At 67.6% G+C, this 22,284-nt stretch carries 20 protein-coding genes; 12 read left to right on the forward strand and 8 right to left on the reverse strand.

The genetic code is table 11. The features are described 5' to 3' along the window. Window positions 1–48: 48 nt before the first annotated feature. Window positions 49–327, reverse strand: coding sequence for an adventurous gliding motility protein CglF (cglF, locus tag DAT35_RS17235; protein WP_108068124.1), 279 nt, complete (start codon window positions 325–327; stop codon window positions 49–51). On the opposite strand from cglF, the gene DAT35_RS61810 reads away from it, so the two are divergent. Then, window positions 326–448 carry a hypothetical protein gene (locus DAT35_RS61810; protein ID WP_255415182.1) on the forward strand — a complete coding sequence of 41 codons (123 nt, stop codon included), beginning with the start codon at window positions 326–328 and terminating at the stop codon, window positions 446–448. The two genes, cglF and DAT35_RS61810, sit on opposite strands and share 2 nt — an antisense overlap. Here DAT35_RS61810 and gltE read toward each other — a convergent pair. Together gltE and DAT35_RS17245 are read right to left on the reverse strand one after the other, a co-directional pair. Then, window positions 445–1,932 carry an adventurous gliding motility TPR repeat lipoprotein GltE gene (gene gltE, locus DAT35_RS17240; RefSeq protein ID WP_108068125.1) on the reverse strand — a complete coding sequence of 496 codons (1,488 nt, stop codon included), beginning with the start codon at window positions 1,930–1,932 and terminating at the stop codon, window positions 445–447. The two genes, DAT35_RS61810 and gltE, sit on opposite strands and share 4 nt — an antisense overlap. Next, window positions 1,932–5,549 carry a tetratricopeptide repeat protein gene (locus DAT35_RS17245; RefSeq protein WP_199242919.1) on the reverse strand — a complete coding sequence of 1,206 codons (3,618 nt, stop codon included), beginning with the start codon at window positions 5,547–5,549 and terminating at the stop codon, window positions 1,932–1,934. The genes gltE and DAT35_RS17245 overlap by 1 nt, the downstream gene beginning before the upstream one ends. Before the next feature lie 279 nt (window positions 5,550–5,828). Between DAT35_RS17245 and DAT35_RS17250 the strand changes: the two genes are divergently transcribed. Together DAT35_RS17250 and DAT35_RS17255 are read left to right on the forward strand one after the other, a co-directional pair. After that, window positions 5,829–6,479 (forward strand): hypothetical protein, encoded by a 651-nt coding sequence (locus DAT35_RS17250; RefSeq protein ID WP_108068127.1) that lies wholly within the window; start codon window positions 5,829–5,831, stop codon window positions 6,477–6,479. Window positions 6,480–6,547: 68 nt separating this feature from the next. After that, complete coding sequence (locus DAT35_RS17255; protein ID WP_108068128.1) at window positions 6,548–7,495, forward strand: ATP-binding protein; 948 nt, start codon at window positions 6,548–6,550, stop codon at window positions 7,493–7,495. A gap of 8 nt (window positions 7,496–7,503) precedes the next feature. Here DAT35_RS17255 and DAT35_RS17260 read toward each other — a convergent pair whose 3' ends face one another. Both DAT35_RS17260 and DAT35_RS17265 read right to left on the reverse strand, forming a co-directional pair. Further along, a complete protein-coding gene (locus DAT35_RS17260; RefSeq protein ID WP_108068129.1) occupies window positions 7,504–8,067 on the reverse strand; it encodes a hypothetical protein in 564 nt (187 codons plus the stop codon). Window positions 8,068–8,291: 224 nt separating this feature from the next. Beyond that, window positions 8,292–9,488 (reverse strand): aspartate kinase, encoded by a 1,197-nt coding sequence (locus DAT35_RS17265; protein WP_108068130.1) that lies wholly within the window; start codon window positions 9,486–9,488, stop codon window positions 8,292–8,294. 207 nt (window positions 9,489–9,695) lie between these two features. On the opposite strand from DAT35_RS17265, the gene DAT35_RS17270 reads away from it, so the two are divergent. Genes DAT35_RS17270 through DAT35_RS17285 form a run of 4 tightly spaced genes read left to right on the forward strand, consistent with a single transcriptional unit; the run spans window position 9,696 to window position 14,357 of the window. Beyond that, entirely contained in the window at window positions 9,696–10,427 is a 732-nt protein-coding gene (locus tag DAT35_RS17270) for an ABC transporter ATP-binding protein (RefSeq protein WP_233261523.1), read from the forward strand. A gap of 39 nt (window positions 10,428–10,466) precedes the next feature. Next, the gene (locus DAT35_RS17275; protein WP_108068131.1) at window positions 10,467–11,261 is read left to right on the forward strand and encodes an ABC transporter permease; all 795 of its coding nucleotides are present in this window, start codon (window positions 10,467–10,469) and stop codon (window positions 11,259–11,261) included. A gap of 22 nt (window positions 11,262–11,283) precedes the next feature. Beyond that, the gene (locus DAT35_RS17280) at window positions 11,284–12,867 is read left to right on the forward strand and encodes a GldG family protein (protein WP_108068132.1); all 1,584 of its coding nucleotides are present in this window, start codon (window positions 11,284–11,286) and stop codon (window positions 12,865–12,867) included. Further along, window positions 12,864–14,357 carry a DUF4340 domain-containing protein gene (locus DAT35_RS17285; protein WP_108068133.1) on the forward strand — a complete coding sequence of 498 codons (1,494 nt, stop codon included), beginning with the start codon at window positions 12,864–12,866 and terminating at the stop codon, window positions 14,355–14,357. The genes DAT35_RS17280 and DAT35_RS17285 overlap by 4 nt, the downstream gene beginning before the upstream one ends. Window positions 14,358–14,367: 10 nt before the next feature. Here the strand turns inward: DAT35_RS17285 and DAT35_RS17290 are convergent, their stop codons facing one another. Both DAT35_RS17290 and DAT35_RS17295 read right to left on the reverse strand, forming a co-directional pair. After that, window positions 14,368–15,072, reverse strand: coding sequence for a metallophosphoesterase (locus DAT35_RS17290; protein WP_108068134.1), 705 nt, complete (start codon window positions 15,070–15,072; stop codon window positions 14,368–14,370). Then, the gene (locus DAT35_RS17295; protein WP_369945809.1) at window positions 15,056–15,913 is read right to left on the reverse strand and encodes a hypothetical protein; all 858 of its coding nucleotides are present in this window, start codon (window positions 15,911–15,913) and stop codon (window positions 15,056–15,058) included. The genes DAT35_RS17290 and DAT35_RS17295 overlap by 17 nt, the downstream gene beginning before the upstream one ends. 213 nt (window positions 15,914–16,126) lie before the next feature. On the opposite strand from DAT35_RS17295, the gene DAT35_RS17300 reads away from it, so the two are divergent. The 5 genes from DAT35_RS17300 to DAT35_RS17320 are packed head-to-tail and all read left to right on the forward strand — an operon-like array spanning window position 16,127 to window position 21,040. Further along, window positions 16,127–17,128, forward strand: coding sequence for a hypothetical protein (locus DAT35_RS17300; RefSeq protein WP_108068136.1), 1,002 nt, complete (start codon window positions 16,127–16,129; stop codon window positions 17,126–17,128). 52 nt (window positions 17,129–17,180) lie between these two features. After that, window positions 17,181–17,720 carry an RNA polymerase sigma factor gene (locus DAT35_RS17305; RefSeq protein WP_108068137.1) on the forward strand — a complete coding sequence of 180 codons (540 nt, stop codon included), beginning with the start codon at window positions 17,181–17,183 and terminating at the stop codon, window positions 17,718–17,720. Next, the gene (locus DAT35_RS17310; RefSeq protein ID WP_108068138.1) at window positions 17,717–18,469 is read left to right on the forward strand and encodes a zf-HC2 domain-containing protein; all 753 of its coding nucleotides are present in this window, start codon (window positions 17,717–17,719) and stop codon (window positions 18,467–18,469) included. The genes DAT35_RS17305 and DAT35_RS17310 overlap by 4 nt, the downstream gene beginning before the upstream one ends. Continuing rightward, window positions 18,466–20,067, forward strand: a complete 1,602-nt coding sequence (locus tag DAT35_RS17315) for a caspase family protein (protein ID WP_108068139.1) — start codon at window positions 18,466–18,468, stop codon at window positions 20,065–20,067. The genes DAT35_RS17310 and DAT35_RS17315 overlap by 4 nt, the downstream gene beginning before the upstream one ends. A 13-nt stretch (window positions 20,068–20,080) precedes the next feature. Then, window positions 20,081–21,040, forward strand: coding sequence for a hypothetical protein (locus DAT35_RS17320; protein ID WP_108068140.1), 960 nt, complete (start codon window positions 20,081–20,083; stop codon window positions 21,038–21,040). Between the two features lie 15 nt (window positions 21,041–21,055). Here the strand turns inward: DAT35_RS17320 and DAT35_RS17325 are convergent, their stop codons facing one another. Next, the gene (locus DAT35_RS17325) at window positions 21,056–22,240 is read right to left on the reverse strand and encodes an ABC transporter substrate-binding protein (RefSeq protein WP_108068141.1); all 1,185 of its coding nucleotides are present in this window, start codon (window positions 22,238–22,240) and stop codon (window positions 21,056–21,058) included. Window positions 22,241–22,284: the final 44 nt, after the last annotated feature.

Raw genomic sequence — 22,284 nt, forward strand, 5'->3', positions numbered from 1 at the left:
CGGCGATCTCTAGGACAACGCGGGCGTCGGTGGGTTCCCAACGATTTTTCAGAGCTCTCCCACCGACTGCATCACCTTGTCCTCGAAGTCCTCGCGGACGCGGATCAGGTTGGAGTGCTGGACCTTCTTGCGCGCCTCGACGTACTCGCCGTCCGGCTTGGTGAGGTCGCCCTCGATGGTGTCGTCCTCGAAGTCGATGGTCTGCGGGCCCTTCTGGCCCTTGCCACCACCACCCGACTCCTTGCGCACGGGCGCGCTCTCACCCTCATCCTGGGCAAGCGCCGGGCCCACGGCGAACACCACGCACAACATCAGGAGCTTCCGCATGACTGCCTCCGAGCGGTTCCCCCCACCGGGGTTCCGCATTACGTCCGCCATCGCCGGATTCCGGCGCCAGCGGACGAAGGTTCGCATCAATCCCCCCACCCTCGCCACTGCCACCTGCTAGAAGAGCTCGTCCGACGGCTCGTTGGAATCCGTCTTGGCTGGATTCTTCTGCTGGGGCGCGTTGGCCGGCTGCTTCGGCTGAGCCGGAGCGGGCGGCGGGTTGGCGGCGGGCTGCTGAGTGGCACCCGCGGGCTGAGTGGCACCTGCGGGCTGGGTGGCGCCGGCAGGCTGAGCCGGAGCCGGGGCGTTGGTGCCCGTGGCGGGTACCGCGCCCTGCTTGCCCTCCTCGGCCTTCATCAGCTCCTGCTGCTGCTTCTGGAGCTCCTCGAGCTTCTTGGCCTGCTCCTCCTGGAGCTGGGCTTCCTTCTGGGCCTGGACGATGGACTCCGCCTCGCGCAGCAGCCCGAAGATGGGGTGCTCGGCGTTGAGGGCCACCTCGCCACCAGAGAGGGCGATGTACTTGCGGTACAGCTCGATGGCCCGGTCCGGAGCGCCCTTGTTGCGGTGCAGGAGGACGCCACGGTTGAAGTAGATGGCGGCCATCTTCGGATCGAGCTTCTCCGCCTCGTCGTACTCCTGCATGGCCTTGTCGAACTGGCCCTGGCCCTTGTAGGCGATGCCGAGATCGAGGTGCGCGGCGGCGTTCTTGCTGTCGGCCTGGAGGATGCGGCGCAGGTGCGCCTCGGCCGTGGGGTAGTTCTCCACCTCGAGCGCCAGCTGCGCCAGCATCACGTGCGAGGGCACGTAGTCGGCGCGGGCCTCGACGGCGCGCTTGAACTCGGCACGGGCCTCGTCCTTCTTCTCCTCCTGCTGGAGGATGAGGCCGATAGTGTGGTGCAGCTCGGGATCGTTCTGGTCGATCTTGAGCGCGCGCAGCGCCACCAGCTTGGCCATGGCAAGCTGCTTGCGCTCCAGGTAGCTGCGCATCATCACCTTGTAGGCGGTGACGGACTGGGGCTCGCGCATGAGGGCGGCGCGAGCGAACTCCATCGCCTTGTCGTGGTCGCCGGTCTGCCGGTAGATCTCCGCCAGACGGGCGCGGCTGCTGGCGTCGTCCGGGTAGATCTTCAGCACGCCCTGGTAGATGGAGACCGCGCCGGCGACGTCGCCCGAGTTCTGGGCGATCACTGCCAAGTTCTCCGAGGCCTGGCGCAGCGTGGGCTTCTTCTTGAGGGCGGCCTGGTAGCGGGCGACCGCCTCCTGCTGGTTGCCCTGGCGCTCGGCGATGACACCCAGGTTGTACTCGGCCTCGGCGACGTTCGGATCCGCGTCCAGCGCGGCCTTGAACTTGCGCTCGAGCGACGGGTAGTCGAAGGCGCCGGCCTTCTTCTGGGCATCGAACGCACCGAGCGCGTCCTCGAAGAGGAGCTTGGCGCGGTTGGAGATGGACACCGGCTCATTGGGCTTGCTGGTCGAGCCCGTCTTGCCACCCGGGGTGTTGGTACCGGTGCCGGGACCGGCAGCTGTGGTGCTGGTGCAGCCCGCGGCGAACAGCGCCGCGAGCGCGGCCACGAGGAGTGAGCGCGTCATGGGGGTGCGATTCATTAGAGGAAGTCCTCCGGCTCCTGCTCATCCGTCCCGGCCTTCTTCGGCGTGCCTTCCTTGGTGGGAGCGGACGGGCCATCGACCTGGGTGGCCGTCTGCTGCTGGAGCCGCTTGGCCAGATCCGAGACATCCTCGGCCGCTTCCTGGGTCTTGCCCTGATCGGCCGTGGCCGTCTCGACGACGGGCGGCGGCACGTCCTGGATGGCGGCGAGCACGTCCCCGCCGATGGCCAGATCCCGACCCTTGGAGAGGGCGACCTTCTCCTCGAACATCGTCGGGAACTGCTCCGGGCGGTAGGTGTCACGCAGCATCTTCAGACTCTCGGCCGCGCAGTTGTTGAACACGTCCAGCTCCCGGCTCTTGGCCACGGCGTTGGAGAAGGCCTCCGTGGCGCTGTCCTTGAGGGGCTGGGCCTGGTTGCTGAACTCGTCGCGCAGCGCGTTCTCGGTCTCCTCGTCGATGCCCGGGGGCATGGGCGCGTTGGAGATCTTGTCCGCGAAGTTGTCGTAGATCTGCCCGATGCGGTTGAGGGCGCAGATGGCGGGCTCGGCCGCGCCGATCTGCACCGTCTGCACGTACTTCTTCTCCACCACGGCGCGCGAGTCGTTCTTCTCCTTGATGGAGCCCTTGAGCTTGTCCGGGCTGGGCGGACGGCCCCAGGTGAGCTTGAGGCGGGAGTAGAACTGGAAGTCCGGCTCCACGCTGCGGTACTGGGCACGGCCCACGGCCTCCAGCGCCGGCTTCTCGAGCGACTGCTGGATGCGGCGCGGCAGCTTCTCGTAGTAGTCGAGGATGCGGTTGTAGAGGCGCTCGGTGTCCTTGGGCTTGCGGACCTTGTTCTCGTAGATGTCGACGATGCGGCCCTCGGCCATGAGGAACTTGCTCGGGCTGCGCATGTACTGGCGCTCGTACTCCTCGAGCTGGGCGATGGCCTTGTAGAAGTTCCCCATCTTGTCGTGCAGGGTGATGATGGACAGGAGGATGTCCTCGGCGTCCTTGGCCTTGGGCCACAGCGTCAGGTAGCGCTCGCGCAGAGCCAGTGCCTGCTTGTACTGGGCGAGCCCCTCGCGGTAGGTGGCCGCGTTGAAGAGCGCCACCTGCGCCTTGGACTCCTCCCACTTCTGAGGCTGACCGGGCTTGTCGGACACCACCACGGCGGCGGCCTTGCCCTTGCCACCCTTGCCCGCCTTGCCCTTCTTGGCGGCGTGAGCGGGAGCCGCACGGACCACCGCCTTGCCACCACCGGCCAGGCTGGCCTCGTAGCCGCGCACGTACTGCTCGTACACGTCTGCGGACTCCTGGAAGTCACCAATGGCCTCCAGCGCCTCCGCGTTGTTGTAGATGCACTCGGGCACGAAGCGCGAGGACGGGTACTGCTCGATGATGCGCTGGCGGACCTGGATGGCCTTATCCAGCATCTTCGCCTTGTAGTAGTCCACCGAGGCGTTGAAGAGCGCCACGTCGGCGATCTCCGTCTGCGGGAAGTCCGCCACGAAGGACAGGTAGGCCTCGGCCGCCTTGCCGAACTGGTTCTTCGCCTCGAGCTGGCTCACCAGCTTGAAGGCCGACTGCTCGATGACCTTGGAGAGCTCCTCGCGGAACTTGCCGCTGGCGAGCTTGTCGTTGTTGTAGAAGCGCCGCGCCCACTCGTTCACCTTGGACCAGTCCTCGACCAGGTTGTACGAGTCGAGCACCAGGTTGGCGGCCACCTCGCCCGCGCGCTCGCCGGTCTCGAACTTGTAGTCCGGGTAGCCCAGCGCGATCTCGCTGAAGCGCAGCACCGCCTCGTCGAAGTGGTTGTGGCGGTAGTAGATGTTGGCCGCCTTGAAGGCGATCTCCACCCGCTTGTCGCCCTTGGTCACGTACTTGAGGTAGCGCTCGCAGGCCTCCAGCAGGTCCTTCTTGGCCTGCGGGATGGTGGCCTTCTTGCGGACGTCCTTGGCCTCCTCGGTCTTGAAGAGCCCCTTGGCCTCGGCGTCCTTCACCATCTCGTCATAGGCGAGCACGGCGTTGTACGCGGCGTTGTTGAGCCACTTGCCCGGCTTGCCCGGCTTGGGGTTGCCCTTCTCGTCCTTGGCCTCCAGGATCTTCACGTCCTGCAACGTCACCAGCGTGTAGTTGGCGGCGGCCTTGTCGTACTTCTGCAGGTTGTCGTTGAGCAGTTCCGCCCAGAAGAAGCGCAGGTCGTACGCCTTGGGGTTGTCCGGGAAGAGCGTGAGGTAGTCCTGGTAGATCATGTCGGCGTAGCCGAACGTGGCCTCCTCGCGCGTCTTCTTCGCCTCGTTGTGCCAGGTGACGGCCAGGTTGGACAGGGTGCGCTCGGCCAGATCCTTGGCCTCCGCGAGCGCCTTCTTGTCCTTCTCCTCCTTGATGACGCCGGAGCCCTCGACGTCCTTCATGATCTTCACGAGCCGGCGCACCTGGGTGACGGTGCGATCCTTGTTGCCCATGCGAAGGACGATGTCGACGATGCGGCCCTGGAAGCCCGGAGCCTCGGGCGACAGGGGCTTCTCCTTGATGAGGGAGTTGTAGGTGATGGCCGCCTCGCGGTCCTTACCATCGCCGTAGTACATGTTCGCCAGGGTCCGCATCATCGCGAACCGGTCATCCGGATTGGTGGCGACCTTGGAGAAGTCCTCGCGGGCGAGCATCACGTCGCCCTCGCGCGCATAGGCGCGGACGTAGTCGGTGCGAGCCTCGCGAACCAGCGAGCTGCCCTTCTTGCCCTTGCCGTCCTTCTCCACGTTCTTCTCGCCGGCCAGCTCGCCGTAGAGCACCACCGCCTTCCACTTGTCCTTGGCGTTCGGATAGTCGGCGAGGTTGAAGTAGCACCAGCCCTGCTTGTAGAGCGCGAAGGCGTACACCTGGCTCTCGGGGAACTCGGCGGCCTTCTTGTAGGCGGCGAGCGCCTTCTCCAGCTCCGGCCGCTTCCCCTTCGAGTTGTTGAAGTAGTACTCGCCGAAGGCCAGGTAGGCGTCGGGGATGTACTTGGACTTCGGGTGCTTCTCCACCAGGCGCTTGAAGGCCACCAGCGCCTTGCGGTCCTGGCCGTCCTCCATCAGGTACGTGCCGAGGAAGAAGAGCACCTCGTCCGAGCGCTCGAAGTCCGGGTACTCCTGGACGATCTTCGTGTACTGCTCGAGCGCGAGCTTGCCGTACTGCTTCTGCCGGGTGAGCAGCTCGGCCTTGCCCGCCTTCGCGCGGCTCTGGCCCGCGGAGTCACCGCGGTTCATCGCCTCGATGAGCTCGTCATCCTTCCGGTTCGCCTCGAAGAAGTAGAACTTCGACTCCTCCCAGTACAGCTCACCCAGGCGGAAGAGCAGCGAGGGCTGCTCCTTGGGGTCCGCCGACAGGGAGATGATCTTCTTGAGCGATTCGATCTGCTCGCGGCGCTTGGAGGCAACCTGCGTCTCCACGCCGAGGCGGAACTGGTCGTACTGGAGAGCGGGAGCGTTGTCCTGCTTCTCCTTCTTGCGGCTGATGTCGCCAGCGAGCGACTTGTCCACCACGGCAGTGGAGCTCTTCTTGCCGAGGTTGGCGTCGCGCGGCGCTTTCTTGTCCTGCGCTTGGGCAACCGAGGCCAGGAGCAGGAGGCTGAGGAGGAGCGTGCGGCGCATGGGTTTCCTCTGCTGGGGTCTTCCGGCCGGGCCCCTTGCCTGCTCGGCAAGTGTCCGGGACTCTTCGGGAATTTCCATGTGGAAGGCTGCGCACTATGCGCGGTGCGTTGGGGCCGGTCAACAGCCCCTTGGGGGTATGCCAGCTCGGCAGGTCCGAAGCGGGAAGATTTCAGGAATGCTGTGCGAAAAGCATCGCGCCCGTTGCGCTGTCAGCCCCGGCTGGTAAGGGGGAGCCTTGCGCCCGGCCGTCCGGCTGGCCACCTGGAGATGTAGCACCACATGAGCCTCCTGCCCGAGAGCGCCAGCTTCGAAGAGCTGGTGCAGGACTACTTCCTCGCGATGCGCGGCAGCGGATTGATGCTGTCCGCGCTGGACGCGGAGCTTTTGACGTCCTGGGCCGAGCAGGGGGTTCCCTTCGAGGTGGTGGCGCGGGGGATTGCCCGCTCGGCGGAGAAGGCGCTGTGGGACGCCCGGCCCGGAGAGCCCGTGCTGCGCAGCCTCCGGGCCTGCCGCAAGCAGGTGGAGGCGGAGATCAAGAAGCACCGGGAGCGCTCGGCGGGCGCGGGCAGCGAGGGGAGCCGGCGCACGGCCCGGACCCGCTCCTGGGAGGAGCTGCGGCACGCGCAACTCCAGGCCTCGCTGGAGCGGCTCGCCGAGAGGGAGCCGGGGCTGGCACCGCAGATCCACCGGCTGATGGAGGCGGTGCTGCACGAGGTGCCTACCGAGTTCGCGCGAATGGAGGCCCAGGAGTCCCTCGTGGGGCTGGTGCTGCTGCGCGCCCTGCCCTTCTCCGAGCGGCGGGGGCTGTGGCGCTCGGCGCGGGGGGAGGCCGTGGATCAGCAGTACATGTCCTTCCGTGCCCGGCGGCTGGCCCGGCGCTTCCGGCTGCTGGCGGTGGTGCGCCGGCGGCTGGGGCTGATGGACGCGTAGAGAGAAGGTGGGTGTACGCCCGTGTAGCCGCTGACGAGCGTCAGGGGGCTCTGCTATGGCCTCGCGACATGGTCACGAAGGCGATCGGCGAGGTGTGTGGCGAGTGTGGGGGACGGACGTACGTCATCGAGCGGCGCGGAGACCGGGCGCACGCGCGGGTGTGCACGTGCTCGGTCCGGTGCAGCATCTGTGACGGGCGCGGGTTCTCCTATGACGTGCGCGAGGAGACCTTCAGCGCCAAGGTGGGCCCCAAGCGCTACGAGGTGCTGGTGCCCTGCGTATGCCAGCACCGCGCGAAGAAGGTGGCGCAGTTCAACGAAGTGGGGCTTCCCGGAGTGATGTCGCACGCGGGCTTCGAGAACTACCAGCCCGCCGTCCCGGCACAGGGCCTGGCGCTCAACGTCGCGCGGGACTTCGCCTATAGGTTCAACAAGGCGGGGGTGAACAAGGGGTTCATCCTCGGCGGCCCCGTGGGCACGGGGAAGACCCACCTGCTGGTGGCCTCGCTCAAGCACCTGGTGCTCGAGGTGGGACTGGAGGCCCGGTACGTGGAGATCTCCCTGCTCTACGCCACCATCCGGCGCGGCTTCCAGGAGGGCAAGAGCGGCGGGGAGATCATCGGCCCGCTGTCGGACGTGGAGGTGCTCGCCATCGACGAGCTGGGCAAGGGGCGCGGCAGCCCCTTCGAGATGGAGACGCTCGATGAGCTGATCGCCCGGCGCTACAATGCGGGGCGCACCACGCTCTTCGCGACGAACTACTCGCTGGAGCCGGAGCGCAAGAGCACCCGGACCGCGGCTCCGAGCGGCTACCGCGCCACCGAGGATGCGAAGACCGCGGTGCGCGAGATGGAGCTGCTGCGCGAGCGCGTGGGCGAGCGCATCTACAGCCGCCTGTGCGAGATGTGCAGCTTCGTGGAGCTACCGAAGGAGACGCCGGATCAGCGCCGCATGCGGCAGGAGCTCGACATCCGGCCGGGCCCGGCACCGGGTGGGATGCGCGGCCCGGGGCGCTGAGAGCCACATCAGGGCTGCTTGGGTTCGAGCAGTCCTTCTCGAGCGGCGTACTGCCGCGTCGTCATCACCTCCTCGATGATCTCAGGGGAGTCCGGAAACATCCTCTCCGCCAGCTCCCCCAGCTTGAGCGCCTTCTCCAGGGTTTCTTTCGTCCGCTCGGCATTCCAGTACCGGAGCAGCCCCCACCACGCATCCTTGAGCGTCTCCGAGGCCTTGGTGGCACCTTCCTCGTAGAGCTTCGCCGCCTCGTGAGGAGAGTCGCGATAGGTGTCCAGGAAGAAGCCAAGTTCGACCAACGCGGACGCGCTCCGATACGAGCCCAGGACGGCCTGCTCCAACAGGTGCTGGATCTCCTTGAAGGGCCCCTCGGGCGCCTTGCCATCATCCTCCGCGGTCCAGAGCCGTCGTTGCATCAACCATGCGAGGAAGAGGGTGTTCTGCGTAAACGCGGGACAGGCCTCGAACAGCTCACGATGCAACTGGATCTGCTCTTCGCTCGGCCTCGCGATGTCACCTGAATGCCGGGCAGCTTGAAACTTCGCGACCAACTCCTCGAGCCCAGGGTGCGCCATGAGTCACCTCACCGTCTGGACGGCTCCCCCGCCATGGCGACAGCCCCCGGCGAAGAACAGCACGAACGCACACAGAGGCCACTTCCTGCCGGGCATGCCTCCCTCCGCGAATCACCGGGGCCTCGCCCGTGATTGTACTCCAGCAGAGGAATGGCCCCGGTGAATCCGCAGCGAGTGTGTGGCTCAGGTCACAGCCCTCATCCCTGCCCGCCCCCTGGGGCGGCTCAGGTCCCCAGGAACTCCCGGTGCAACCGCGCCGTCAGTGGCTTCAGGTGCTGTTTGTCCACCAGCAACGTCAATTGCAGGGGCGAGGTGTGCACTGCATGCACCCGCGCCCCCAGCTCCTCCGCCACCCCCAGGGCCCTGCGCAGGTAGCTCCAGTCCGCGTTCAGCCCCGCCCCCACCGCCGTCACCGTCCCCACCTCCTCCCGCAACGTCACCGCCTCCCCGAAGCGCGCTCCCACGTCCCGCTTCAGCGCCTCCAGCCCGTGCACGTCCTGCAACGGCACCGCGATGAACGCCCTCCCCTCGCGCCCCAACATCCCGTCGAACGTCAGCGCCCTGCCGCGCACCCCTCGCGCGTCCAGGAACTCCAGCAGCTCCGGCACCCGCACCGACTCCACCGCCGCCGACAACACCGCCATCTCCGCCTCCGCCGTCACCCCCTTCACCCGCGTATCCGTCGGCGCCACCAGCTCCTGCACCGCCGTCCCACTCCCCGCCGCATGCGCCGTGCGCGCCAGGATGACGATGCCCTTCGCCTTCGCGAACTCCACCGCCTGCGCGTTGAGCACCTTCGCCCCCGCGCTCGCCAGTTCCTGCATCTCGTCGTACGACAGCGACTCCAGCTTGCGCGCGTCCGGCACCACCCGTGGATCCGCGCTGAACACCCCGTCCACATCCGAGTAGATCTCACACGACTCCGCGCTCAACGCCGCCGCCAGCGCCACCGCCGTCGTGTCCGAGCCCCCTCGTCCCAGCGTCGTCACCTCCCGCTTGTACGAGACCCCCTGGTAGCCCGCGACGATGACCACCTTGCCCTGCGCCAGCTCGTCCTGGATGCGGTAGGGCCGCACCTCCACGATGCGCGCCTGTGAGTGCGCGTCATTCGTGATGATGCCGCTCTGGCTTCCCGTGAAGCTGATGGCCGGCACCCCCATCTCCTGCAGCGCCATGGACACCAACGCCATGGAGATGCGCTCCCCGCACGTGAGCAACATGTCCAGCTCGCGCCGGGGCGGATCCGGCGACACCTGCTTGGCCAGCGCCAGCAGTTCGTCCGTGGTGTCCCCCATGGCCGACACCACCACCACCACCTGGTAGCCTCGATCGCGCGTATCCTTCACCCGGCGTGCGACCTTGCGGATCTTCTCCACATCGGCGACTGATGAGCCGCCGTACTTCTGCACCACGATCGGCATAAAGCACCCGCTGCGTTGTTCCTAGGGGCCGACGAAGGTCACAGGTAACCTGTCGGCCGTGTCCGCCAAGACACACTGGAAGCACCTCATGCACAAGGCTCGCCAGCATCCCCCGAAGTGTCCCCGATGCCCGCCTGCCTGCCTTGACAGGCCAGAGCCAGCTTTTATATCGGCCGCCGGTCGAGCGCTTCTGAACGGAGCCTTCCCATGCCCATGATCGAGGTGCAGAACCTCACCAAGCGATACCGGGAACGGGTCGCGGTGGATCACCTGAACTTCTCGGTCGCCGAGGGGCAGATCCTCGGGTTCCTCGGCCCCAACGGTGCGGGCAAATCCACCACGATGAAGATCCTCACCGGGTTCCTGCCTCCCTCCGAGGGGATGGCCCTCGTGGCGGGTTTCGATGTCTTCGAGCAGCCCTTGGAGGTCAAACGGCGGATCGGCTACCTGCCGGAGACGCCGCCGCTGTACCCGGAGATGACGGTGGTGGGGTACCTGAAGTTCGTGGCCGAGCTCAAGGGACTGCCCGGCCGGGGCCTGCGCGCCGAGGTGGAGCGGGTGGGCGGCCTGACGGGCGTCTCCGACGTCATGGGCCGCGTCATCCAGAACCTGTCCAAGGGCTACAAGCAGCGCGTGGGCATTGCCCAGGCCTTGCTCGGCTCCCCGCCGGTACTCATTCTCGACGAGCCCACCGAGGGGTTGGATCCCGCCCAGCGCGCCGAGGTGCGCGGCCTCATCAAGGGGCTGGCGGGCAAGCACACGGTCATCCTCTCCACCCACATCCTCCCCGAGGTGACGATGACCTGTGAGAAGGTCCTCATCATCAACCAGGGCCGGGTGGTGGCGTACGACGACATCCGCAAGCTGGCGCGCGTGCACGGCGGCCAGGCGGAGAACGTGTCGCTCGAGGAGATCTTCATCAAGCTGACCGCGGCCTGAGGCCCGCGCGTCCCCACGCACACGGTTTTCGGAGGACCCATGCGCACCGCGCTGGCGATCGCCCGCAAGGAACTGTCCATCTACTTCACCACGCCGTGGGCCTACGCGGTCTTCACGGCGATGCTGGGTATCGCGTCGTTCTTCTTCATCAGCTACCTCTACGAGTTCCAGCGTGCCCAGGAGATGGCGCGCACGCTCGGCTGGGATCGCGTCCCCCAGGAGTTCCGCAACCTCACCGACGGGGTGATGGTGCCCTTCTGGTCCACGGTGATGATGATCACGCTCTTCGTGGTGCCCTTCCTGTCCATGCGGCTGTTCGCCGAGGAGAAGCGCAACAAGACGTTCGAGCTGCTGATGACGGCGCCGGTGCGGCCCGTGGAGATCGTCCTGGGCAAGTACCTGGGCGGCCTGGGCATCATCACCACCACCCTGGGGCTCACCATCTTCTTCCCGGTGATGCTGTCGCTCTTCGGAAAGAGTGACTCCGGCACCGTGCTGGAGTGGGGCACGGTACTCCTGGCCTACGGCGGGCTGCTCCTGTGGGGCGCCACGTGTATGGCCGTCGGCATGTTCATCTCCACGCTGACGGAGAGCCAGATGGTGGCCGCCCTGGTGACCTTCGCGGTGTTGCTGCCGTGGATGATGCTGCGAGGGCTCGCGCAGGCCACCGAGGAGCCCGTGCGCTCCTTCATCAGCTACCTGTCCTTCGACGCGCAGCTGCAGGGGATGATGCGCGGCGTGTTGGATCTCAAGACGCCCGTCTTCTTCGTGTCCGTCATCTTCTTCTCCCTGCTGCTCAGCCACCGCACGGTGGAGGCGCAGCGCTGGGCCTGACGTGCCCCCCTCGAGGACGCCAATGAAAGCGGCCAACATCGGCAAGATTCTGGGCGGGTTCGGGCTGCTGCTGCTGTTCTCCAGCCCCTTCACCCTCTTCTTCACCTCTGGCTCCATCCCCATCGTCGCCACCAAGGCGGTGGCCGGCCTGGTGCTCGTGGGTCTGTACTTCGCCACCAACTTCAAGCAGTTCGGCCAGTTCGCCTCGCGGCGCTCCAGCTTCTTCTTCGCCAGCACCGCGGGGATGGTGCTGGTGGCGCTCGGCGCGCTGGTGGCCCTCAACTACATCGCCCAGAAGAAGAACACGCGGTGGGATCTGACGGAGCAGAAGATCTTCACGCTCTCGCCCCAGACGGTGAGCACGCTCCACGCCCTCAAGGAGCCGGTGCGCGCCATCGGCTTCATCCCCACGGACCACCCCTCCTACGAGGCGCTGCACGCCACCTTCGAGCGCTACCACTCGGAATCCCCCGACACCTTCGAGTACTCCTTCAAGGATCCGCGCCGCCACCCGGACCTGGCCGCGAAGTATGAGCTGCACGAGGGCCAGACGACGGTGGTGCTCACGCGCGGCGAGGGCTCCAGCGAGTCGCACACCTCGCTCAACATCATCAGCGAGCAGGAGCTCACCAACGCCCTGCTCAAGCTCACCCGGGTGAGCGAGCAGAAGGTGTACTTCGTCATCGGCCACGGTGAGTGGCCGCTCGAGGGGCAGATGCCCGTGCCGGGCCAGCGCGGCCGGATGACGAGCCTCTCGGAGATGAAGCAGCAGCTCATCCAGGAGGGATACAACCCCCGGGAGCTCAACCTCGCAGGCGGCACCACGGTGCCTCCCAACGCCCCGCTGGTGGTCATCGCGGGCTCCAAGGCCCCCTTCAGCCCGCCGGAGGTGGAGTCGCTGCGGAGGTACCTGGCCGCCGGCGGCCGGCTGCTCTACTTCGCCGAGGCCTATGGCGAACCGGGCGCCGAGCTGGCGAAGCTGCTCGCCGAGTACGGTGTGGAGATCGACAAGGGCGTGGTCGCCGACGCGCAGTTCAACAGCGGCAGCCCCTACGTCGTCCTCTCGCTCTTCTACGGCAACCATGAGATTGCCCGGCCCCTGCGCCAGCGGCAGCTCAACATCGAGTTCCCCACCGCGCGAGGCCTCACCGTGCGCACCGAGGGACTCGCCGAGGGCGTGAAGGTGGAGCCCGTGCTCATGACCTCGCCCTTCGGCTGGGTGGAGACGACTCCCGACGACAAGCCGGCGCCCACCGAGGGCGAGAGGACCGGGCAGATCCCCCTGGTGACCGCCACGACGCGCAACACCTCGGGCGCCCCGGGCAAGCGCTACGACGAGGCCCGGCTCGTGGTGGTGGGTGACTCGGAGATCCTCCTGAACTCCAACTGGGGCCACGAGGGCAACCGCAACCTGGTGATGAACGCCTTCGGCTGGGCGAGCGCCCAGGCGGACAAGGTCACCATCCGCCCTCCGGATCGGGCGTCCTCCACCCTCCAGCTCGACACGGACATGCTCAACCGCATCCGTTTCGTATCCACCGACGTGCTGCCCCTGTCGCTGCTCGGCGTGGGGCTGGCCATCTGGCTCTCGAGGCGCAACAAGTGAACGCCAAACAGAAGAACCTCGTCTCGTTGCTGGCCGCCGCCGCCGCGGCCGGTGGGCTCGGGCTCTATGCGTACTTTGGCGTGATGAAGCCGGAGGAGAAGACGGCCCAGCGCAAGGAAGCGGATGAGACGCTCTTCGCCGTCAACCCCCCCGCCGAGCGCGGCACCGACGCGGGCACTCCCGCCGCTCCCGTCTTCACCTCGGTCTCCGTGGAGGTGCCCCAATCGAAGACGGTGATGGAGCTCCAGGACGGGGTCTGGCGCGTCACCTCACCGGTGTCCTCGCTCGCGGACAAGATGCAGGTGAGCACCCTCATCAGCGAGATCGCCACCGCGAAGTTCAAGGCGACCCTCGACGAGAACCCCACCGACGCGGACCTGGAGCGCTATGGGCTGAAGCCGCCCCGCGCCATCGTGACGGCCCGCGCCTACGTGCCCGATGCGCAGGGCGGCGGGAAGGACGATCCGGCACGCCAGCACTCGGTGACCTTCCACATGGGCGTCGAGAATGTCTTCGACGGCACGGCGTACCTGCGCCGCGAAGGGGACCCGCGCGTGTACCTCGCCGGTGGCGCGCTCCGCTTCGCGCTGCAGAAGAGCACCCATGAATGGCGTGACCACCAGCTGTTCCCCGTCGAGGAGCCCTCGCTCCTGCGCATCGAGGTGAAGGCGCGCAAGAACTCCCTCACCCTCGAGCGCACCACCACCGACAAGCCCTGGCAGCTGACCCAACCGGAGAAGATGCGCGCGGATCCCGAGCGGGTGGCGCAGATGATCTCGGATCTCAAGCTCCGCACCGCCCTCACCTTCCCCAACGAGGCCCAGGAGGCCAAGGCGCGCAAGGCCCTGGAGAAGCCCCAGGTGGAGGCCACCCTCACGCCCAAGATCGGCCCGCCCGTGCACGTGCGCATGGTCGAGCTGGTGCTGGACGGAGCGAAGCAGTCCTTCGCGCTGAGCGAGTGGGGCTCGGAGAGCGTCCTCGCCGTCGTGGACTCGGGCACCCTCAACGTCCTGGACCTCGAGGCGCGGGAGTTCAAGGACAAGAAGGTGCTCGCGCTCCAGGTCAACGACGTGCGGCAGATCATCATCCACCCGTCCGCTGGCGGCGAGGCGCTCACGCTGGCCAAGGCCCCGGACTCCGGGAAGTGGGAGGTGGTGGCCCCCATGCCCGGCCTGGCCCGGGAGTTCAAGGTGGCCTCGCTGCTGGGCTCGCTGGAGAAGCTCAAGGCCGCGGCCATCGGCGAGTCCCGCACGAAGAACTGGGCCCGCTATGGCATCAGCGATACCTCCCGGGGCGTGTCGCTGATGGACAGCACCGGCCAGGTGATGGCCCGGCTGTGGATTGGCAACCAGGTGAAGGGCAACCCCGAGCGTGTGTGGGCCCGCGGCTCGTCCGAGGACCTGTTCGAGCTGGACAAGTCGGCCCTCGACGCGCTGCCCTGGAAGCTGGAGGAGTTCCTGGACAGCTCGTCCGCCGCCGCCCGCCCCTGAAGCTCCCGCCTCACACCTCGAGCAGCAGGAAGCGATGCTCGGGGCGCATCTTCGTCATGAGCGGCATCGCCACGTTGTAGACGGGGATGCCGCTCTTCGTCTTTCCGGCGGGCGAACCGTGGTGCGCGTGGCCGTGGAAGACGGCCTCCGCTCCATAGTGGTCCACCGGCATCGCCAGACGGCTCGTCCCGAGAAAGGGGCGGATCTCGATGTTCTCGCCCTCCAGCGTCTCCGGCACCGGGGCGTAGTGCATGATGACCACCTTCTTCGGCGTGTCGAGGTGGCTGAGCGCCGCTTCCAGCTTGAGCGACTCGTGCACCGCCTCCTGCACGAAGGACTTCGTCTGCCCCTCGCCAAAGGCCTGCAGCGTGGCGTTGCCGAAACCACCGCCGAAGCCCTTCACCCCGGCCACGCCCAGCGTCTTCTCGAAGATGAAGTGGTCCCCATCCAGGATGTGTACCCCCACCCGGGACAGCTCGCCGCAGATCTCCTTCCACTGGTTGTGCTCGTAGTCATGGTTGCCGAGCACCGCCGCCACCGGCACCCGCAGCGCCGCCAACTCCTCGGCGAGCACCTTGCCCTCCTCCACCATCCCCCGATCCGTCAGATCTCCGCACAGCACCAGCATGTCCGCTTCCGCGTTGACCTGCTTGACGAGCTGGCGGAACCGTCCGTGCTGATCATCCCGGCAGTGGAGGTCACCGACCGCCGCCAACCGTATTTTCGAGTTCGCGTCCCGCGCCACGTGCCTCCCCCTTCTCTCGCTCTCGCTCGTCCCAGCACCGTCCGTCACCGAAGCCCCAGTGGTGGATGTCCACCGTGTAGTTCACCCTCGAGATGAGGTTGCCGCGGCACAGCCGCTCGTCCCAGTTGCCCTCCTTGAGGGTGTCCAGCGTGCGCGACATGAGCTCCGTCATCAGCCACACGGGGATCAGATCCCTCTCGCACGGGTAGGCGAAGCGGAACATCATCAGGTGGCTGAGCAGCACTTCCCAGTACCGGTCGAAGCGCCGCAGCAGCCGCTCCCAGTCCATCCCCTTCCCCATCTTGAGGATGAGGTGGTTGATGTCCGCCCCGTCGTACCGCTCGCGCTCGTTCACGAAGGCCTTGGACCAGATCATCTCCTCGGTCGGTGCCACCAGGCAGCGGTGGCCGAAGACGGAGGCCGAGCGCGCGTGGACGAACCACTCGTCATCCACCGTGGCCACTCCGTTGCCGGAGGAGAAGATGAAGTCCACAAAGTATTCGCCCCGGAAGGCCTTGTAGAGCCATACGTCATCGGTGCGCTCGGTGCGCCAGCCGTCCGCCTCCAGCACCACCAGCGCCCGCTCCGCGTCGCGCTTGCGGGGAAAGAGATCCAGGTCCTTCGTGTCCCGGTAGATGCCCGTATACGTGGCGTAGGCATAGGCCCCACCCACGAGGAAGGGCACACCGGCGTCCAGCAACACCTCGATGGCCCGGCCCCGGGCGTTGATCTCGTCCGCTGTCCGGCACCGCTCGGCGAGCGAGGCGTCGATTCCCATCTCCCCGGGGTGGTTGGGGTGGCGCTTTTCCATGCGGCAAACCTAGGAACGGGTCCTTTTTCCCGTCGGAGCCCCCGTCCGGTATGCCTGGAGGGCAACCAGGGGACTTCCAAGGGCTCGAAACTCCCGGGGTTTCGAGCCTCCGAAAATCGCCTTTTCTGTTTTTGGACCCCTGCTGTGTCCCTACGGGCGAACGACCCGCAACGGCCTGAAAGGGACCGGGCGGACACCCGAGAGGACCGACACATGACGTTCCGCAAGAGCCTGCTGATCTCCGCGCTGATGCTGGTGGGCTGTGGCCGTATGAGCCGTGAGGACGAGTTCCGCGCCGTGCTGCCGACGCAGGAGATGGTGGCGGTGAAGACGCCCGAGAAGAGCGGCCAGGCGCTGATGGCGGAGGGGACGGGTGCGCAGTCCGGACAGAACCAGCTGAGCGACCTCTACGTGCTGACCCGCGTCACGACCGTGGTCGTCAATGGCGGCACGCTGGCGGTGCTGGGCCTGGTGGACGCGGTGACGAAGTACCCGCCCACCTCCGTCACCAACGACACCGCGGTGTGGGGCCCGCACACCGAGGCGCTCGCCCGCAACACGTGGAAGCTCACCGTGAAGAAGACGGGCGACCACACCTATAGCTATGCCCTCTCGGCCAAGGCGAAGGACGCGGCGGACTCGGCCTTCGTGGACATTGTCACCGGCACCCATACCGCCTCGCTGGACGCGGCCGGCGAGCCCATGAAGGGCTTCGGCCAGGGTGAGTTCAAGCTCGACTGGGACAAGGCGGCGACGCTGCCCGAGCACGACAACAACGTGGGCTCCTTCTCCGTCAAGTACTCGCGCCTGGACGACAAGAGCACCGCCACCGTGGACGCGAGCTTCCGTCAGATAAAGGACGACAAGGACAGCAGCAAGCGCGTGGACGCGGACTACCGCTACGCCGCCACCCCGGGCCAGGGCGGCCAGTTCGACTACAAGCTGAACCAGGACTGGTACAAGCCCGAGGGCTCCAGCTCCGCCGCCCCGGAGACCCTCACCATCAAGAGCCGCTGGCAGGAGACGGGGGCCGGCCGCTCGGATGTCAAGCTGGCGGGCGGAGACCTGGGCACCGAGGAGGCCACCGCCAGCGAGTGCTGGAACGCCTCCTTCGCCAGCGTGTACCTGCGCGCCAGCTACACCTTCCCCCAGGTGCGCTACGGAACGGAGAACACTGACTGCGCCTTCACCCCGGCGGTCTACTCCTCGCTGTAGGCCCTCGTTGTAAGCTCGGGACCTTCCACCCCGAGGCGAGACGAGGAAGTTCGTGGCAGGAACGACCCAACCGGCCCTGAAGGTCATCGACGGAGGTCAGAAGGATCGGCGCGCGTTCCTGCGCGAGCTGTACACGGTCCATGGCGGCAGCGTGTACGGGCGCTGCCGCTATCTGTTGAAGGACGCGAGCAAGGCCGAGGACGCGATGCAGGAGGTGTTCGCCCGCGCCCTCACCCACTCGGACGCTTTCCGCGCGGAGACCTCGCCGCTGGCGTGGTTGATGAAGATCGCCACCCACCACTGTCTCAACCAGCTGCGTGCGGAGCGGGCTCCGTGGAGGCGCTGGTTCGAGCGGGACGAGAAGGCCCGTCCGGAGGGAGACCGGGGCGCGCAGGCGATGGAGACGCGGGAGCTGGTGCGCTCGCTCCTGTCGAAGGTGGACCCGGAGACCCAGGCGGCGGTGGTGCATTACTGGGTGGACGGGATGACGCTGGAAGAGGTAGCAGCGCTGCTGGAGCGCTCTGTCCCCACGGTGCGCAAGCGGCTGGAGCGGTTCGCCGCCCTGACGAATGAGGAGTTGAAGGTCCCATGAGCGCGCACCTGTCGGAATGGACGCTGCGGCGGCTGCATGCCGGAGAGCTCCCGGGCGCGGAGTCCCAGCAGGCCCGCGCGCACGTGGCCGCGTGCGCGGAGTGCCATGGGGTGCTCAAGGGCCTCGAGTCGGACCAGGCCCGCTTCGAGGCGGAGGTTCCCTTCGACCGCTTCGCGGCCGGCGTGGAGCGCGCGCTGAAGAATCCATCGGAGGAGAACTCGTCGCCGCGGTTCCACGGCTTCATGGTGGCGGTGGCGGCCACGGTGCTGCTGGCATTGCTGGTCCGGCCGATGCTGTCCGAGCCGCCCACCAACCGGCTCAAGGGCGGGGCCTCGGCGGAGCTGCGCATCGGAGGCGAGGGGCCGCAGCGCGCCGTCATGCCGGGCGACACCGAGTCGCTCCTTCAGGGCGAGCGGGTGCGGGTGGGGTATGTGCCGGGAACGTACCGGTACGTGATGACGGTGTCGGTGGACGAGGCCGGCGAGGTGTCTCCGCTCTACTCCCAGGCGGGGATGAGCCTTCCCGTGGAGGAGGGCGCCACCGTGCGGCACTGGCTGCCCGAGAGCGTGGTGTTCACCGGCTCCGGCTACGAGCGCGTGGTGGTGGTGCTCTCCGAGAGGCCCCTGGAGGTGGAGACGGTGAGAGAGGCGGCGCGTCGGGCCTGGGAGTCCGCGGGCGGTAATGTCTCGGCCATGTCCTCGCTGGGCGTGGACGGAGAAGAGAGTCACTGGCTCCTGCGCAAGCCATGAGGCGCGCTCCCGCTCATGGCCAGGCGTTGGTCCTGGCGCTACTGCTGGCGGCGGCCGTGCAGGCCCAGCCGGTGCGCCGCTTCGCGCTGGTGGCGGGCAACGACGAGGGCGGCTCGGACACCCGGACGCTGCGCTTCGCCCGGGACGACGCGCGCAAGATGCACGGCCTCCTCGTGCGGCTCGGTGGCGTGGCACCCGGTGACGAACGGCTGCTGCTGGACAAGAGCGCGAAGGACTTCCTCCAGGCACTCACTGAATTGGAGACAGGCGCACAGGCGGCACGCGCTCGGGGCGAGCGCACCGCGCTCATCGTCTACTACTCGGGCCATGCGAAGGACGGCTCGCTGCGGCTGGGGGACAGCACGCTGGACCTCGAGGCGCTCAAGCGCCGGTTGTCGGCGGCACCGGCGGACATCCGCATCGCCATCCTGGACTCGTGCCGCTCGGGGGCACTCACTCGGACGAAGGGAGCTCGGCGCGCGCCTGCCTTCGCCATCGACGCGGGCGCCACGCGCGAGGCCCGGGGGCTCGTCATCCTCACCTCCAGTTCGGCGGACGAGGACTCACAGGAGTCGGACCTGCTGGGCGGCAGCTACTTCTCCCACCACCTGGCCAGTGGACTGATGGGGGACGCGGATCGCTCGGGCGACGGACAGGTGACGCTCTTCGAAGCCTATTCCCATGCCTACGCCCGCACCGTGGCGGACACCGCGGACAGCAGCGCCGGGCCCCAGCATCCCACCTTCAGCTATGACCTGGCCGGCAATGGCGACCTGGTGCTGACGGATCTGCGAGGGCGTGACGAGGGCCTGCTGGTGCCCCGCACCGCGCCCGCCGGGGCCTATTACTTCGTGAGCCCGGGTGGCCTCGTGGTGGCGGAGCTGGACAAGGCCGTGGACACCGAGCGGCGCCTGGGCCTGGCCCCGGGCACGTACACGGTGAAGCGGCGGATGCCGGATCGGCTGCGCATCGGAGAGGCCGAGGTCCGGCGCGGGCGCACCACGGTGCTCGACGAGTCGCAGCTGCGCGACGCACCGTTCTCCGATGATCCGGTGAAGGGCGTGCCGCCCCAGCCGCGCGCGCTTCGCACGTACTGGACGCTGGGGCTCGCCGGTGGCTACCACTCCTTCTTCGACGCGCCGACGCGCGAGAACCTTTTCCTCTCCACGCCGCTGCTGGGCCTGGAGGTGGGACTGCACCACTACTTCCGCGAGAACTGGCGCTGGGACTTCGACCTGTCGCTGGGCGCGCGCCAGGCCACGCTGGAGCTACCGACCCTCTCGGGGCCACGCTACCGCTACTCGCTGCTGACCGTGGGCACCTCGTTGGTGGCCGAGTGGCCCTTCGGCCCCGTGGCCCCCTTCGTCGGCGTGCGGCTCGCCTATCTCCTCACGGGCCGGGACTTCGAGGACCCGAGCCTTCCAGACCAATTCTACGCGGTGCTCACGCCCGGCCTCGTGGGTGGCGTGCGCTGGCACATGTCGGAGCACTTCGAGCTCACCGGGCGCGGCCGCGTCCACTACCTTCTCTACAACGTCGACGCACAACGCTCCCTGGGGTACTGGGAACTCGGGGCGCTCGTGACGTACCGCTTCTGACAGGGAGCACACGATGCGGACCTCCTGGCTCCTCCTCCTGGGCTGCCTCGCCACCGCGTGCGGTGGGAACCTCTCCAACGACGACCTCGAGTTCTTCAACGCATTGCCGATGCGAGAGGACCTGGCTTCCAAGCTGCCCGGGAGCGAGCGCTCCGCCAGCGGGGGAGGCCTGCGCCAGCGCTCGGACCTGTTGACGCTGGGGGCTCCCTCGGAAATCTACGTGGAGACGCGCGCGGCGTCGGACACGTTCAACCAGGGGATGGATGGGCTGCTCACCGTGCTGGAGGAGATCCGCAAGCTCCCGCCGACGACGCGCGGACCGGATTACCGCGTGTGGGGACCCTGGCCGGACGAGCAGCATCCCGGCCACGAGGTGCGCTTCCTGATGGTCCGCGACGCGAACACCTTCGGCTACCAACTCCAGTTCCGGCCCAAGGGCTCCGGCGAGGAAGGGTGGTGGTCCGCCCTGGAGGGAACCTTCCAGGCGGACGGAGGGCTGCGCAAGGGCACGGGCGCGGTGCGGGTACTCGTCAAGGAGACGAAGGCCCACGGCTTCGACATGGGGTCTCTGTCGGGGATGGACCTGTTGGAGATCGTCTATCAAACGCGGGCGCTGCCCATCAGCGTGCGGATGCGCTTCGTGCCCGCCTCCACCCAGGCCGCGTCGGAGATCCTCTACGCGTACCGCGAGATTCCCGGGGGCCTGGGGGAGATGGGGTTCGTGCTCCAGGACACCGACCTGATCCCCGGGACACAGAAGGAGGATCTGACCATCCTCAGCCGGTGGACGCGGGACAGCGGGGGCGTAGGAGTCATCTCGGTGACGGGCGGAGACGTTCCCGCGGGCTTCACGTGGACCCAGATCGAGTGCTGGGATGCCAGCTTCCGCCTCACCTACCTGAAGCAGAGCTGGGAGACGGCGGCGATAGGCAACGCCTCCGCCTGCCCGGACGTGTCCGCGCTGGAGAACTGAGGGCGCGCGAGCCCATCACGGAGTCACGGCGGCGGCGAAGTGACGCTTGCCCTCGTGGATGGTGAGGATGACCGCCGGCTTCACCGGGTTGCGATCGGCATCCATGGTGAGGGTGCCCGTGGCGCCGGGGAAGTCCTTCGTGCTCGCGAGCGCGTCCCGGATGTCCGGGCCCGAGAGCGACTTCGCCCGCTCGATGGCGGCGAGCGCCACCTTGGCGGCGTCATAGCCCAGCGCGGAGGCGGCCTCGGGAGAGCGGCCGTAGCGCGCCCGGAACGAGGTGATGAAGCGCTGCAATTCGGGCGCGGGGTTGTCCTCGGCGTAGTGCGAGGAGTAGTAGGCGCCCTCGAGCGCACCACCCGCGAGCTCGAAGATGCGATCCGATTCCCAACCATCCCCGCCCAGCAAGGGCTGCATCAGCCCCAGCTCGCGCGCCTGGCGGGCGATGACCCCCACCTCGCTGTAGAAGCCCGGCAGGTACACCGCCTGGGGCTTCGCCTTCTTCACCGCCAGCAGCGGCGCACGGTAGTCCGTGTCGCCCTTGGAGTAGCTCTCCACGGCCACCACCGTCCCGCCCAGCTTCTTGAAGGCCTCGGTGAAGGCCTCGCTCAATCCGAGCGAGGAGGCGTTCTTGCTGTCATGCAGCACCGCCACGCGATCGATCTTCAGGTGCTCCCGGGCGAAGCGCGCCATGGCACCACCCTGAAAGGGATCGATGAAGCAGGTGCGGAAGATGAAGTCGCCCTTCTTCGTCACGTCCGGGTGGGTGGCCGAGGGCGTCACCATGGGAACGCGCGCCGCCTGCACCGCGTCCGCGATGGCCAGCGAGCCGGAAGACGTCACGTCTCCGAGGATGAGCACCACCCGGTCCTGCGTGAGGAGACGCTTGGCCGCGGCCACGGACTCCTCGAGCTTGCCCTGGGTGTCATAGGAGCGGAGCTCCACCTTGCGGCCCTTCACTCCGCCCGAGGCATTCACCTGCTCCACCGCGAACTGGATGCCATCGCGAACCACCGTACCGAACGAGGCCTCCGAGCCCGTGAGGCTCCCGAGCATCCCGATGACGATCGGCCCCTCGTCCGCGGCAGCACGCTGCTCCGAAGAGGCAGCCGACGGAGCCGGAGACGATTGAGGAGGAGACTTCCGCTCACAAGCGAGGGAGCACAGCGCGAAGACGGCGAGCAGCGGAACGAAGCGATGCATGAGGTGGCTCACGGGGAGCGCACTCTGTCATGGACGCCGGAGGT

The sequence above is a fragment of the Vitiosangium sp. GDMCC 1.1324 genome (assembly GCF_003044305.1).
GTDB lineage: Bacteria > Myxococcota > Myxococcia > Myxococcales > Myxococcaceae > Archangium.

Excerpts from the sequence above, each read along its gene's own strand:
- DAT35_RS61810 (WP_255415182.1), top strand. The coding sequence starts at position 326 with ATGACTGCCTCCGAGCGGTTCCCCCCACCGGGGTTCCGCATTACGTCC.
- cglF (WP_108068124.1), bottom strand. The coding sequence starts at position 327 with ATGCGGAAGCTCCTGATGTTGTGCGTGGTGTTCGCCGTGGGCCCGGCG.
- gltE (WP_108068125.1), bottom strand. The coding sequence starts at position 1,932 with ATGAATCGCACCCCCATGACGCGCTCACTCCTCGTGGCCGCGCTCGCG.
- DAT35_RS17245 (WP_199242919.1), bottom strand. The coding sequence starts at position 5,549 with ATGCGCCGCACGCTCCTCCTCAGCCTCCTGCTCCTGGCCTCGGTTGCC.
- DAT35_RS17250 (WP_108068127.1), top strand. The coding sequence starts at position 5,829 with ATGAGCCTCCTGCCCGAGAGCGCCAGCTTCGAAGAGCTGGTGCAGGAC.
- DAT35_RS17255 (WP_108068128.1), top strand. The coding sequence starts at position 6,548 with ATGGTCACGAAGGCGATCGGCGAGGTGTGTGGCGAGTGTGGGGGACGG.
- DAT35_RS17260 (WP_108068129.1), bottom strand. The coding sequence starts at position 8,067 with ATGGCGCACCCTGGGCTCGAGGAGTTGGTCGCGAAGTTTCAAGCTGCC.
- DAT35_RS17265 (WP_108068130.1), bottom strand. The coding sequence starts at position 9,488 with ATGCCGATCGTGGTGCAGAAGTACGGCGGCTCATCAGTCGCCGATGTG.
- DAT35_RS17270 (WP_233261523.1), top strand. The coding sequence starts at position 9,696 with ATGCCCATGATCGAGGTGCAGAACCTCACCAAGCGATACCGGGAACGG.
- DAT35_RS17275 (WP_108068131.1), top strand. The coding sequence starts at position 10,467 with ATGCGCACCGCGCTGGCGATCGCCCGCAAGGAACTGTCCATCTACTTC.
- DAT35_RS17280 (WP_108068132.1), top strand. The coding sequence starts at position 11,284 with ATGAAAGCGGCCAACATCGGCAAGATTCTGGGCGGGTTCGGGCTGCTG.
- DAT35_RS17295 (WP_369945809.1), bottom strand. The coding sequence starts at position 15,913 with ATGGAAAAGCGCCACCCCAACCACCCCGGGGAGATGGGAATCGACGCC.
- DAT35_RS17300 (WP_108068136.1), top strand. The coding sequence starts at position 16,127 with ATGACGTTCCGCAAGAGCCTGCTGATCTCCGCGCTGATGCTGGTGGGC.
- DAT35_RS17310 (WP_108068138.1), top strand. The coding sequence starts at position 17,717 with ATGAGCGCGCACCTGTCGGAATGGACGCTGCGGCGGCTGCATGCCGGA.
- DAT35_RS17315 (WP_108068139.1), top strand. The coding sequence starts at position 18,466 with ATGAGGCGCGCTCCCGCTCATGGCCAGGCGTTGGTCCTGGCGCTACTG.
- DAT35_RS17320 (WP_108068140.1), top strand. The coding sequence starts at position 20,081 with ATGCGGACCTCCTGGCTCCTCCTCCTGGGCTGCCTCGCCACCGCGTGC.
- DAT35_RS17325 (WP_108068141.1), bottom strand. The coding sequence starts at position 22,240 with ATGCATCGCTTCGTTCCGCTGCTCGCCGTCTTCGCGCTGTGCTCCCTC.